Here is a 13,415-nt window from a genome sequence, read left to right as displayed (position 1 = left end):
GGAAAGATGCAAGGCTCGACCTTTGCTACCTTGCATTATTCCCCCTTCTTCAACTCGACAATTTGAATAAGATTGCCATTGGTGTCATCAAAGACTGCCGTCGTCGGTCCGCCATGGCTGAACGGCTTTTGGGTAAATGTCACGCCCAACTTCTGCAGGCGCTCATACTCAGCCTGGACATCATCGACAGCTAATGAGGTGATGGGAATCCCATCTTCCGCTAAGGCTTTGCGCAAGGCTTTGATGCCACGATAGTCTGCATTTGGCTCCAGCAGGATCTCAGTACCATCAGGATCTTCCGGAGAGACCACGGTAAGAAAGCGTGCGCCTCCGCCCAATTCGATGTCCCTCTTCTTTTGAAATCCCAGTATTTCAGTGTAGAAGGCAAGGGCTTTGTCGTAGTCAGCTATAGGAATGCTAGTGATGTAAATCCTCATGAGTCATCCTTCTTTTTCTCCATCCAACGCTGCATAATAGCGTTTAATGGTTCTGTGTTGATGTACAGGAACTTATAGCGCCCCTGACGTTTGACCACCACCAGATTGGCGGCTTCCAGAAGCGCCAGATGCTGCGAGATAGCTTGCCTCGTCGAGGCTATGTGGTGTCGCATAAGCAAGCGAGAACACAGCTCGAACAATGTCTGCCCATCGCGCTCAGAAAGCTCGTCGAGAATCTTTCTTCTGGTAGGGTCTGCGAGCGCCTTAAAGAGTAAGTCCATAACAAGATCATATGCAAGTGAACGCTTGCATATCAAGAGTATATGGCTGGAAAAAGTAAAAAACTTCTCGGATCTTGCTATTTTGGGGAAGTTAGCTATGCCCTGGAGATTCTGCCTGCAAGAGGCTCTAAACGCTCTTGCGGGAGGCATTTTATTGTGTTAAAATCGCAATTAACATTCTCTTAACATTCTCTTAACATTTAATTAATGAAAAGCTTCTCTGCAGAGCTTAAACAGCTCTATACTTAAAATTTTCTACTAGTGGACTGCTCCATGCCACGGGTCTGGAAAGGGGGAAAGCAGATTGGTATTTGAGGCAAATTCCGCGACTGCTGTATTGGGTCTTCTTGTTGCGGGAACCATGCTCCTGCTCTATGGGGTTCGCCTGGTAACGGATGCCTTGCAACGGGCCTCGGATCGGCGGGTGCGCTATGCAATTACACAGATTGCCAAATACCCTCCGGCGACATTTGGCATTGGCATCCTGGCAACTCTGCTGACCCAGAGCTCCAGCGCCGTATCCTCTTTGCTTGTGGGATTAGTGAGCGCCCAGCTTATGCCCCTGGCGACTGCCATTATTATGTTACTGGGCTCAAATGTCGGCTCGACGCTTGTGGTGCAATTTCTTGCCTTTCACATTACCGATTATGCGCCGCAGATTGCCGGGCTGGGAGCGCTCATCGCGCTGTTTACGCGCCATACATCCTGGCGGCGCTTTGGCCAGACTTGCTTCGCCTTCAGCTTGATTTTGCTCGGCCTGGCCATTCTGGCAGCCGGAAGCGCGCCACTGGCCTCAAGTCCAGTCACGGCTACTGTAATCAAAGCCTTGGTCAGTGCGCCCTTGATCCTTGGCCTGCTAGGTATCGCCCTGGCTGTGGCTTTTACTTCTAGCGCGGCCTCGATCGGCCTGGTCATTGTGCTGGCTTCTACCGGTACATTGCCAGCGCGGGCGGCACTTACGCTTATGCTGGGGGCGAACGTAGGAACAACCCTGATAGCCCTCTTCACGGCTTTAGGTCAAGGTTCGCTCGTTGGGCGCAGACTGGCCCTCGTGCATACTGGAACCAAGCTTTCGGGCGCTGTGGTAGTTTTCGCGCTACTGGATTTCCTGGAGCCTTTGCTGGCCCATCTCTGGCCCAATCCTGGCATGCAGGTGGCTTTTGCCCACCTGGGATTTAATCTCGCTCTGGCTCTTGTGTTCGGGCCTTTGTGCCAGCCGCTGGTGCGCGTTGCCGAGTGGCTCTTGCCCGATGCGCCTGCGCACGAGTCAGGCCAGCAGCGCTATCTTGATCTTCTGGCTCTGAATACGCCGGCCGTGGCTTTGGGCCTGGCAACACGTGAAATTTTGCGCATGGCTGATGTGGTGATGGAGATGTTGGCGCGTAGTATCCACGCTTTTGAAGATGCTGGCACCAATGTTCCTTCAAGTGTGGGCGAACTTGACGATCAGCTTGACGAACTGGAAGAAGAGGTGAAGCACTATCTGACCCAACTTGATGAGGCTTTGATGAGTGAGGAGCAGATACGGCGCAAGATTGCTTTGCTGTATATTATTACGGCTTTGGAAGCTATTGGCGATGTGATTGATAAGCAAATGATGCAGCTGGCTAAGCGTCGTCGCCGCGATCAGGTGATGTTCTCTGAGGAGGGCTGGCAGGATCTGATGGCCTACCATCACGAGGTAACTGAGGCCTTGCAGCAGGTTATTGCAGCTCTGGCAACGCAAGATCCCTCACTGGCTGCCGAGTTTCTCGGTTGTAAGGCGCAACTGCACCAATCCAGGCGCGCCTTGCACCTGCGTCACTTGCAACGCCTCCATTCGGGCCTCTCACCCAGCATTGCATCGAGCTCTATCCATCTTGATCTGCTCAATGCAATGGGCCGGGTGCTTTCGTATGCCTCGAATATGGCTCATGCTATTCAAGGCGATCTATGATCCTCTGTTATATAAAAGCCTGCTTACGCGCTCGCTGCGGTACATTGCCTACCGCAGCGGTTGGAGTAAGTGCAAAAAGGCCTTGACCGATAGAGCCACACGTATGGCCTGTCCCCCACAGAGTCGAGAGTGCAGCCGGGCAATGGGCGGAGGGATGATATGGCTCTGGGCCAGTTTATCTACCTGGGCAAACACAACCTCTGGTTTATCATCTATAATAACGCGGCCGCGCTCAAGGACGACGACGCGGCTGGCGTAGCCAGCGACAGCATGCATATCGTGGCTCGTCATAACATAGCTCAATTTATGGAAACTGCGCAGCCAGCGTAGCATATGGAGAAAGGCATGGTTATGCTTTTCATCCTGGCCGGCCGTGGGCGTGTCGAGCAGCAGCAGTTCGGGACCATGGGTCAGCAATGAGCCAAATATGAGGCGCTTCTGGATATGCAGAGCGCTCACCTTTTGCTCCTCTGTCAACTCGATAAGGGGCAGAGGCTGTTCGGTAGGCGGCGTTGCGATGTGTAAATATCTCTGTCGGTAGCTGCCGGCGATAGGCAATTGCTGACCCTTGACGGCGCTAAAAAGTAGATCGCTGGCGTCTTGCTGTAGAAAAGCCATCTTACCAGGCTGGCGCACTGTAGGATTAGCTGTGAGGTTCTGGCCTTTGTAGGAAATAGAGCCACTGGTTGGAACTGGCTCGGCCATTGCTAGCGAGGTCAGGGCAGTTTTTCCAGATCCATTAGCCCCAACGATCGCCAGCCATTCTCCCGCGTGCACACGAAGGTTAATATTCTGCAGTACTTCGTGGTTTTCGTAGGCCAGGCCAATGGAGCGCCATGAGAATAGTTCCGTGGAGGATAGAGCCGTCTCGCTGGCGCCTGGGCTGGTGGGAGAATAGAGTTGCCGCCGCAATTCGTTCCGTTCCCTTATTGCCAGGGCCTGCGCGGTGCCTGCCAGGGCTGCATATGCCTCTTCAACAGTTAACGGGATGCTGCCTTGAAAAATATCGGGCAAATAGTGGGCAAGCCGAACCATTTGAGGTAGCGCAACGCCCTGCTCTTCCCAGAACGTGCTGTTCTCAAGCGCTTCGCGTGGGGCTGCATCGAGGACGATCTGGCCCTCAACCATAAATAATACCCGCTCAATCCAGGATATTACCTCGTCGATCTTCTGCTCAATGAGCAGGACGGTGATCCTATATTGTTTGTTTAAGGCGTGGAGCAGGCTCAAGATCTCTTGCGTTCCTTGTGGATCTAGATCGGCTAGAGGCTCATCGAGGACAAGGACGCTCGGTGAGGTAGCCAGCGCTGTGGCGATGGCTACGCGCTGCTTCTCCCCGCTTGATAGCGTGTGAATATACCTTCTGCGTAGTTCGGCTATTCCTGCTTGCCTCAGGACGCGCTCGATACGCTGTGCAATCTCTGTAGAAGGTATATCGCATCTACGCAAGCTATCGGCAAGCGCGGATTCGACTGTATAGAACTCTGACTGTTGGCTGGAAGGCTGCTCGGCTATCTTGATGAATGCTGAGGTTTCATGGATATCCAGCTCACTTACCCGCTGCTCGCCAAGATAAATGGACCCTTGCAGAGAGCCTGCAATGCGTGTTGGAATGATGCCTGCCAATGTGAGCGCTAATGTCGATTTGCCGCTCCCGTCAGGACCTGTGAGCAAGACAAATTCACCTTGCTCTATAACGAGATCGATAGTATGCAGGGCCTGCCTGGCAGCACCGGTGTAGGTAAAAGAGCAATTATTTATATGAACGTCTGGCATAATACTCCTTAACCTTATAGCTATTACAAACTGTTCTGACTATATCTTTGCTTTTGTAAAGAATGAGTCAAGCTTAAAAAAACGATAGCTGCTACATATAACTTAAAGGGAAGTTCAGGATTGTTCAATCATGCTGTTACTGAACAGTATGTAATGATTAGTATACCACTAAAATCTGATCTTTGATTTAATCTGAGGTTAATTTTCTGTTGTCAGGGCGTTATTTTATGTATTTATGTGTTTCAATAAATGTTGTGCTTGTTCAGTAGAATTGAGTAGATTTAAGCTCCCTGATCTCCCTCGTCAGCGCTAACAGGTCAGGCGACATCTGCTGAAAGAGGTATGTATCTTATTTATGAACGCCGGCTGCGTCTCGTTTCCTACGTTGAGCTTTCTGGTGTGTTGGGATCGATGCTAGCATTGAGAATGCTACCATAAGCGCTGTCTGGTTGCTGGGTAGAGAGGCTGCTATGCTGAGGATGCAACACACGGGTTGCTGATTGGTAATGGGATGTACGACTTTTTCATCTGAAAAAGTTAGCATATGAAGCAGAGAGGAAAGAAAGTATATGCAGCACGATTTTAGCGGAAAAGTGATTATTGTCACAGGCGGAAGTTCGGGAATCGGTCAGGCTACGGCACAGTATCTGGCGCAACGGGGAGGCTATGTCTTGATTACGGGGCGCCATCTAGAAGGGCTGAAAGCTGCAGCCCAACATGAGCATATCGCCTGGATGGTTGCCGATAGCGCTCAAGAGGAGGCTGCGAGCGCTGTGGTAGGGCGGGCTCTGCATCTATGGGGACGAATTGATATCATAGTGAATAACGCTGCTCTTGCGCCTTTGACGCCTCTGGAGAATGTAACAAGCGAGTTAATGTATGCAGTGTTTCAAACCAATGTCTTTGGTCCGACCTGGCTTAGTAGAGCCTCCTTGCCTGCGCTTACCGAAAGCCGAGGATCTATCGTTAACGTTTCAAGTATCTCGGGACAACTTGCTGTCGTGCCAGAAACTTATTATGCGGCCAGTAAGGCAGCCCTTGAGCATCTGACACGCTGCTGGGCAGTAGAATTGGCGCCACGTGGAATCAGGGTGAATGCCATCGCACCTGGCCCCACGGCGACACCGGGACTGGCTGCTTTTATCCGCAGCGTGGCGCAAGAAGACTATACGGCTGTTTCCCTGGATAAGCAGGGTACCCCCGAAGAGGTAGCTCGTTGGATTGCGACTGTGGCCGATCCGAGCGTAAGGTGGGTTACAGGGCAAGTTATTACTGTGGATGGTGGCGTTAAACTTGGCGCGACTTTGTGATTAGCGGAAATGGTGTTCTCCTGGGAACTGTAGCAAGCCTGGACTACCTGGTAAGGCCTTTCGGGCGCTTATAGCAAGGATGCTCAAGAGAACCGCCTTTTTACAATATAGCGCTGATTTCTGTGAGTTCGATACCTCCTTGACTTAGCGCGCGCTATAAGTTGTATAGTGCTGACGATGAAAATCTATTCAGCAGGAGGATGTTAATTGCTATGGAAATTGCTAATCATAAAGTTGTGGTTGTTGGCGGTAGCTCGGGAATGGGACTGGCAGTTGTGCGCGCGGCTTTGGAGAAGGGGGCGCAGGTTGTGGCCGTCGCGCGCTCGGCAGAAAAGCTGGCCCGCGCTGTGGACGAATTGGGCTTTGGAGGGAAGGTGAGCAGCCTTGCCGCAGATGTGACCCGCGAGGATGACGTACGGCGGCTCTTTGAGACTATCGGGCACTTTGATCACCTTGTGGTGACTGCCGCTGGCGATCTTGCCTATCAGCCTATTCGTGAGCTGGATCTCGACGCGACGCGCCGCATCATCGATTCCAAATTGATTGCCGCATTATTGCTAGCCAAGCATGCCGCCGCATATATTGATGAGCATGGTTCGCTCACCTTCACTTCAGGCATTGCGGCCGAGAGACCGCTCCCGAATGGCCTGGTTGTGGCTGCCGTCAATGGCGCGCTCTTCTCGCTTACTTACGGTCTGGCGACTTCGCTGGCGCCAGTGCGGGTCAACGTTCTCTCCCCTGGCTGGGTCGATACGCCTATCTGGGAAGCGGTTGCTGGCAAGGATAAGCCTGCTCGCTTTGAACAGATGTCTCGTCGTCTGCCTGCTGGCCGTATCGGTCGTCCCGAAGATATTGCGCATGCCGCCCTTTTTCTCATGGAGAACGAGTTTACAACTGGAACCGTCTTGCGTGTTGATGGCGGTCACCGCTTAGTCTAAGGGCTCGCGCAGACTTACATCATCAGATGTAGAAACCGTTTCTAAGAATTGCCCCAGAGCTAGAGCTTCGCGAGCTTTAGAGGGGCAAACTTCTCTGGGCCTACCCGAATTTATATTGCCATTTGTCCTAGCAGTTCGGACAAACGGCAATATTTTTATGTCCGAGATCACCGGGCTTTCAAGGGCTCAAGCCGAGCCCTTATCGCTGTCACCGCCGAAATTTGGCAGCGTTGTAAAAATATTTGCTATTGATTTGATATTTTTCGCCAATTTGTATTGACATTTGTATGGATGTATGTTAAAGTTTGTTTGTGAGTGGTAGAAATTCATGAAACAAAGAAATTGTTTGATAGTTCTATAGATAACGCGACTATTGAAGAGTAGAGGAATAGAAAGGCAGACAATAGCAAATGTTTAAACAGAATTTTTCAGTTGAGAGCCGAAAGCCCTGTGTTATGCTGCGCAATATTGAGGGCGATCTGAAAATATATAGCTGGGACCGGCGCGAGATTCAGTTAGAGACAGCTGAGCCTGTACAAGAAGTCTGGCAACAGGACAACGTGTTGACAGTTGCTAATTATCGAGGCGATATAACGCTCTGGGTGCCCGCTGTGAGAGATCTTCTGTTCTTTGTCACTACCAGCATCGTAGTGAATGGCCTGAGAGGGAAGAGCCATATAGATGGTGTTGGCAATGTGCAATTGGAAGATGTTGACGGTCCGGCGCAGCTGAATAATATCGCGGGAAACGTCAGGCTCATCAAGGTGAGTGAAGCTGCGACTATCACGCGGGTTGCTGGCAATCTCTATGCCTTGCATGCCTTCAATGTGAACGTGCCGGGAAAAGTTGGCGGAAACGCAGAGCTGCACGATATTGAGCAGGCTCAGATAGATGGCGTGGGCGGTAACCTTGATGCCGATAACGTCGGCGTTCATCTGCACTGCAATCGGGTCTCGGGCAATGCGCGCGTCAATAATTGCCAGAACGCTGAGATCAGTCTGCAGTCAGTGAGCGGTAACCTGAATGTTGATAATGCCGCAGTGATGCAATCAAGCTCAGTTTCGGGCAATCTGCAGGTCTATGCTAATTTCCCTGCCCAGGGCGTAACGCGCCTGCGTGCCGGCGGCAACGCCACCCTTATTCTTCCCGATAATGCCAGCACGAAATTGCGCGTACGGGCCGGTGGTATGATTAGAGGCTCTTCAGTACCCTATAGGATCGCCCATAATGCCACCCTTGTCTATGGGGAAGGCCAGGCCAACCTTGAGCTTGTGGCCGGCGGAAATATTGATCTGGATGGCAACCTCCAGATGCATACAGCTTAGTACTTCTGTGACCTGCTTCAATAGCAAGTGGGAGCCTTGCTTCTCCTGCTCCCGCTTGCTGTTTCTCTTCTTCTGACTTATCTTAAAATGCTCTTTTGCACAAGATATGCTATTTATTGCATGAAACCGGCAAAAGATGTATTATTGACACATGATCAGATTAACTACCTGTGCCCAGAGACCTGGACTTTAGTATATCAAGAGGGATTGTATCATGTTTGCCGTATTAAAGCAGCGCAATTTCGCCTTATTGTGGACAGGGCAGATCGTCTCTATGGCCGGTGACTGGCTGCTTGTCATAGCACTTCCATTTTATATATATCAGCTCACGGGCTCAGTATTGCAAACTGGCTTGATGTTTATGATCGAGATTCTGCCGCGCATCATTTTAGGCTCGATCGCCGGCGTCTTCGTGGACCGCTGGAACCGGCGCTGGACTATGCTGATTGCCGACCTGCTGAGAGCTGGAAGCCTGTTGCTCTTGCTCCTGGCTCATAGCCGTGATTTTGTCTGGCTCATTTATTGTGTATCCCTGCTGGAAGCCATCTTCTCCCAATTTTTTACGCCCGCCTCCAACGCTGTTACTCCCCAACTTGTCAAAGATGAGCAGCTCCTGGCCGCCAATTCCCTGGAATCCTTTAACGATGCCATAACGCGCCTGGTGGGGCCTCCTCTGGGCGGAGCCATCTTTGCTTTGTGGAGCATGAGTGGCGTCGTCCTGCTCGATAGCCTGACATTTCTCTTCTCCGCCCTGATGATTCTGCTCATCTCGCCCTCCATCGGAGTCAGAGAAAAGCAAGCTCAGAAAGCTCCTGCGGAGACTGTACGGCAGGTCTGGCATGAATGGCTTGATGGCCTGCGTCTTGTGGGAAAAAATCGTACGGTCAAAGGCGTCTTTGTCTCCATGTCCTTACTCATGATCAATCAGGGTATTATCAACGTGCTGCTCGTTGTGATTGTAAAGGTCTTGATGCACGGAAATGAACTTACCTTTAGCTGGTTGCTTACAGCGCAGGGCGTAGGAGCTCTGGTTGGTGCTTTGCTCATAGGAATGATGAGTAAATTTATCCGCCCGGTATTTCTATTAGTGAGCGGGCTTGCCATGATCGGCATCGCGCTGATCATCCTTGCATATATCCCTGTGCTGCTGATCGATTTGCCAGTCCTGGCGCTGGTCGGCTTATGTGCCGTGGGCGCGATGGTGGTTGTTCAGACCTTATTGCAGCAGGCCGTAGCAGATCAATACCGTGGTCGGCTCTTTGGCACATTTTCGACGATTACCTCGGTGTGGATGATGCTAGGGATGGTGATTGCAAGCTTGTTCGGCGACAGTGTAGGAGCTGTGCCGCTCCTTGATGTGGCAGCATTTTTCTCCTTCCTTGCCGCGCTTGCCGGGCTCTTTATGCTCTTTAACGCCAGGTTGGAGCCGTCTAGTGAAGCCCCTCTAGAGGTTGGGACCGTGCCGCTGCAAGAATGAGTTGAATGGCTCTTCGCAATCAGGAAGGACCAGCTTGAGCTCCTGATTGCGAAGAATGATACTATGCTCAGGCTGATTTATCGGCCTGTTCGGCGGGAACCGTGAAATGAATTTCCAGAGCTTTATTGACGAAACGGGCCACAGTTGCCTCTTGATTGGCCAGGACGGAAGGAAGCGTGATATCCCGTTTGAAGTTGCCGATCTCGATAATCATCTCATCGCCCTTCTTTGTCATCAGGACCTTATTCATTTCGACGTGAGGCAGCGGCAAGCGTAGCACATACGTATCTCCCACGCGCGTAATTTCCTGGATTGCGCCTCGATAGAAGATCTGCGTCGGGTCTTGATCGGCAAAGATGGTTTTGGCAAGTTCACCTAACTGAGAGATGCCGAGGATCTCGTGTGAGTAGTAGGGAGCCTCCCATACTGGAAGAGGAGCAAAGGTCTGGTGGATCTGTTGACGGAGCTTTTCCTGATTCTGGTAGAGCTCTTGCATAAAGGTGTCCTGGTAGTCGCCAGGCTGAATGACGCGGTTACAGACGGCCGCATCGATCGGATAGCCGAACAGGGCCAGGTACGTCTCGGCGCGTAGAGCCTCTTTGATAACCATCCGCTCGGGATTAACTACGGGACGATAGGAGCTAATATCAGGGTTGCCAAGCACCTCGCGTAGCACCTTGACGCGCTCGCTAAGCGAGTTAATCGCGCTGAGTATCTCGGTTGTGGGCAAGACAGCCTTGAGCAGTGGCCGGGCCAGATTAAGCGTGCCCTGCATCCCTGTAATGCGGCTGGCATACCATTGGAAGGTATCAGGCATGCTCAGCAGGCGCACAGTCTCACCGGTTGGGGCCGCATCGATCACAACCACATCGAAATTGCCCTTTTGCGCGTTGCGATAAATGTTAATCAGGCTCACGATCTCGTCCATACCCGGAATGAGAGCCAGCTCCTCAGCCATAACCGTATCTATGCCTTGCTTGCGCAGTGCCTTGCTCATGGACTCCTGTACTTTGCCCCACCCGCGCCGCATCTCATCAAGAACATTTACCTCTTGAGCCCAGAGGTTGGGAGCCAGCTCCCGTGGCTCAGAAGCCAGGTCGGTGCTCAGACAGTCGGCAAGACTATGGGCCAGGTCTGTACTGACGACGAGGGTGCGCTTGCCCAGGGCCGCAGAACGTACGGCGGTGGCGGCAGAGACAGTTGTTTTTCCCACACCGCCTTTTCCAAGGTAAAGAATAATACGCATAAAAGTCCTTACTTTTCGCCTATGTAATAATATGCAGCACCTGCTGGCTGCTTACGTAGTAATCAATGTTCAATTCTGTAATTATGTACGGAAACTGTGCCGTTTAGGTTTCGAATCGCAGCATGCTTAGCACAATAGAAAAGGAATATTCATCAAACGCGGCCTCTGGAAACCTCTGCCCTTTAGGCACGGGGAGGAAAGAGGCCTTCCTTTCGGGGTGGTTAGGACGGGACCGCAAAGGCGGCGTACGAAGCACCATTACCCCAAATGGTAGCTATATCCATCCATTCTATGCAGTGCTTTACAATATTTGTAGCTTATCCCTTGTACAGTTCCTTCTCCCGTCGTGACATTGAATGAGCCAGTAGAACGGACTGCTACACGTCCTACATAGGTTCCTCCTTTTTGGCCACTCGTAATAATGGCTCTCACGATGTCCCCTGTTTGGAAGCCTTTCACGGATTTAGCGCCTTTAGCTGATGTACGTGGGAAACCGTACTTGTCTGGTAAGCACATCTGCCGGCATCCATGACCACAAGCCTTGATCAGGAGTGGTTGTACACCAAAGGTCACCAGAACCTCTGGAGTGCTCTTGCCCACACATGCTGCATCTAGCCAGTGCGTCTTGGATAGCTCGCGTGTGGTGCGATTGAACTTGGTGAGACCACCGGAACCGCACTCGATGGGCAGAGCGAAGCCTTGCAAGCGTCGGAAGAGTTCCCAACGTGTGGCATTGACCGCAGCTGCATCTTTAAGCGGGGTTTTTGCTTGGGCCAAGATCTTCTTGAGCAGTTCAGGTTTTTTCTTGAGATAATCCTCGATGCTCCTGCTCCCCTTAGCAAGATTGCACTTCTCACACGAGAGACACAAGTTCGAGACTCGATTTGAGCCGCCTTTGGCACGCGGGACAATATGCTCAATCTGAAGAGGAATGTTTTCCTTGCTACAATAGGCACATTTTCTCCCCCATTTCTGCAAGAGGTACTCCCTGGTCTCGTATCCAGCCAACGTTCCTTGCTGGTACTCGACTCCCGATATTTCAGGGTTCTGCATAAGTTGCATATCAAAGCTGACCAGCTCCAGGCTGATGCTCGTGATGTGAGAGAACTTCCTAAGTCGAGCGATCCAAGTGAGGATATTGGCAATTCTGCTCTCAAGCGAAGGAGGCAACCAGCCTTCTTTTCTTTTCCGGTTCTGCCAACGAGCTTTCCTGTAGCGCGTTTTGCGGTTTCTCCTCGATCTCCTGACGGCCCGTCTGTCATCCAAGCTTCCCTTGATGGTGTGAGCGCGATGGGAAAGCTCAGCCGCAAAGACTACCTGACCGGACTGGTCGTCAACCACGGCTATCCCTGTGGTTTTTGAGCCTGGGTCGAGCCTGACGCGCAAATCAGGGACGTGTGGGTTCTCAACTGCACGTTTCAGGATGATTGTGAACGGGAACCTACGGTAGAGAGCGGCTTTCCCTGATTTGAGCAACCTTCTCGCTCTATCTTCGTGACATGGCGCAAGGGGTGTTTTGTTTGTATCTAGCACAAAAACAGACATTGAAAAATTCCTTTCGGAACTGGTTTCCCAGCTAATGTGTGCCTCGGCAATGTTATGGAGTGGTTTAACGTGCAACACACGGGCTTAACCCTTGTAGACCTGTTTAATGCTGCACCGTAGAGGTTGGGACTGGCAACGCATCCCAACGTACCTATTTCGCTCCTAACGGAGCCTGTCCCCAGGCTGAGTCTGGTCAGGTGAGCTTATGAAACAACCTTGCGGATGCTTACAAGCTCCCGCCCTTTAGGCGTGGGGTTCCTGACCAAGGAACCTTACTTTACCAGATAGGTGCTCTATCAGGATGCCCTTAAACGTTTATGCGCAGATAGAGAGAAAAAGCCTGGCACCCCATCAGATGCCAGGCCAAGATATGTAAGAGACTGGTTGCAAACTAAGCAGTGTATTGAGCGCTACTTAGGGCTCAATTTTGCCGTTTACAATTAGCAATCTGAGAAATTCTAACTGACGTAGAACTTCCACCCGATCACTGCCTCCATTTTGATACCACTGACGTAGCCAGAGCAGAGAAATAATTTCGTCCTGAGTGAAGCCGCTCTGGGCTAGTACATCTGTTTCCGATACCGTGTTTTCAACGTTTGTTACCATTTCTAGTGGCTGTGTGTTCATTCTTATATCCTTCTGCAGGCGCCTATATCAACTTAGTTGCCCCCGTCTTGCCCCGTTCTCCCGTGATATTGCGCTGGCTTATGCGGGATTAGAAAATACTTTCCTAATAAGGTAGACGACCGATATGGCGTTTTTTCAAATATGCCTTGGCCCGAAAGCTTGCAATTATCTTTGTTATCTGTCCCCCTACCTATCTATTCCTCCCATTGTTAGTATAAACGGAAGACGTACTGGCAACTATGGACTGAGAGACGTTCAAAGTGTGAAATATATCACTATTTGTATTTGTGTATCACCGCTCCAGCCTCTCCAGTTCCCAACTGAAAATCCAGTGCGAAGTGCTACCTGTCGTATATACGTTGTAGGTCATACAAAGGTTCCATTTTTTATAGGTAATTTTGTATATCAGGTAATCATTGATGACCTTCCGTATATTTTTCTCATCGAATTCTAAGTGTGTTTTAAGCTTTCTCATTGTGCTTCAGGTTGTAGCTTCCAGCCCCCACCTTTTTGTGTA

General features: G+C 51.1%; 11 protein-coding genes. 5 read left to right on the top strand and 6 right to left on the bottom strand.

Annotation, left to right across the window (positions count from 1 at the left end; translation table 11 throughout):
• Positions 1–35 precede the first annotated feature (35 nt).
• Both EPA93_RS25400 and EPA93_RS25395 read right to left on the bottom strand, forming a co-directional pair.
• Positions 36–437, bottom strand: a complete 402-nt coding sequence (locus EPA93_RS25400; protein ID WP_129890187.1) for a VOC family protein — start codon at positions 435–437, stop codon at positions 36–38.
• Complete coding sequence (locus EPA93_RS25395) at positions 434–718, bottom strand: ArsR/SmtB family transcription factor (protein ID WP_129890186.1); 285 nt, start codon at positions 716–718, stop codon at positions 434–436. The genes EPA93_RS25400 and EPA93_RS25395 overlap by 4 nt, the downstream gene beginning before the upstream one ends.
• A 304-nt stretch (positions 719–1,022) precedes the next feature.
• On the opposite strand from EPA93_RS25395, the gene EPA93_RS25390 reads away from it, so the two are divergent.
• Complete coding sequence (locus EPA93_RS25390; RefSeq protein WP_242527138.1) at positions 1,023–2,654, top strand: Na/Pi cotransporter family protein; 1,632 nt, start codon at positions 1,023–1,025, stop codon at positions 2,652–2,654.
• 48 nt (positions 2,655–2,702) lie between these two features.
• On the opposite strand, the gene EPA93_RS25385 is transcribed toward EPA93_RS25390, so the two are convergent.
• On the bottom strand, positions 2,703–4,430 hold the full coding sequence (locus EPA93_RS25385) for an ABC transporter ATP-binding protein (protein WP_129890185.1): 1,728 nt from the start codon (positions 4,428–4,430) through the stop codon (positions 2,703–2,705).
• Between the two features lie 569 nt (positions 4,431–4,999).
• Between EPA93_RS25385 and EPA93_RS25380 the strand changes: the two genes are divergently transcribed.
• The 4 genes from EPA93_RS25380 (at position 5,000) to EPA93_RS25365 (ending at position 9,480) form a co-directional block, all read left to right on the top strand.
• The gene (locus EPA93_RS25380) at positions 5,000–5,740 is read left to right on the top strand and encodes an SDR family NAD(P)-dependent oxidoreductase (protein ID WP_207229208.1); all 741 of its coding nucleotides are present in this window, start codon (positions 5,000–5,002) and stop codon (positions 5,738–5,740) included.
• A 212-nt stretch (positions 5,741–5,952) separates the two neighbouring features.
• Positions 5,953–6,678, top strand: coding sequence for an SDR family oxidoreductase (locus EPA93_RS25375; RefSeq protein ID WP_129890184.1), 726 nt, complete (start codon positions 5,953–5,955; stop codon positions 6,676–6,678).
• A 410-nt stretch (positions 6,679–7,088) separates the two neighbouring features.
• Positions 7,089–8,003 (top strand): hypothetical protein, encoded by a 915-nt coding sequence (locus EPA93_RS25370; protein WP_129890183.1) that lies wholly within the window; start codon positions 7,089–7,091, stop codon positions 8,001–8,003.
• 214 nt (positions 8,004–8,217) lie between these two features.
• Positions 8,218–9,480 carry an MFS transporter gene (locus tag EPA93_RS25365; protein ID WP_129890182.1) on the top strand — a complete coding sequence of 421 codons (1,263 nt, stop codon included), beginning with the start codon at positions 8,218–8,220 and terminating at the stop codon, positions 9,478–9,480.
• A gap of 67 nt (positions 9,481–9,547) precedes the next feature.
• Here the strand turns inward: EPA93_RS25365 and EPA93_RS25360 are convergent, their stop codons facing one another.
• The 3 genes from EPA93_RS25360 to EPA93_RS25350 all read right to left on the bottom strand — a co-directional run bounded on the left by EPA93_RS25360 (position 9,548) and on the right by EPA93_RS25350 (position 12,898).
• Positions 9,548–10,726, bottom strand: a complete 1,179-nt coding sequence (locus tag EPA93_RS25360; protein ID WP_129890181.1) for an ArsA family ATPase — start codon at positions 10,724–10,726, stop codon at positions 9,548–9,550.
• A gap of 258 nt (positions 10,727–10,984) precedes the next feature.
• The gene (gene iscB, locus EPA93_RS25355) at positions 10,985–12,271 is read right to left on the bottom strand and encodes an RNA-guided endonuclease IscB (RefSeq protein WP_129890180.1); all 1,287 of its coding nucleotides are present in this window, start codon (positions 12,269–12,271) and stop codon (positions 10,985–10,987) included.
• 414 nt (positions 12,272–12,685) lie between these two features.
• Positions 12,686–12,898, bottom strand: coding sequence for a hypothetical protein (locus EPA93_RS25350; RefSeq protein WP_129890179.1), 213 nt, complete (start codon positions 12,896–12,898; stop codon positions 12,686–12,688).
• Positions 12,899–13,415 lie beyond the last annotated feature (517 nt).

Origin of the sequence: Ktedonosporobacter rubrisoli (assembly GCF_004208415.1) — a bacterium.
In the GTDB taxonomy this organism is placed as follows: Bacteria; Chloroflexota; Ktedonobacteria; order Ktedonobacterales; family Ktedonobacteraceae; genus Ktedonosporobacter; species Ktedonosporobacter rubrisoli.
Note: the sequence above shows the minus strand (reverse complement) of the source record. Positions and strands in the feature narration are given on the sequence as shown.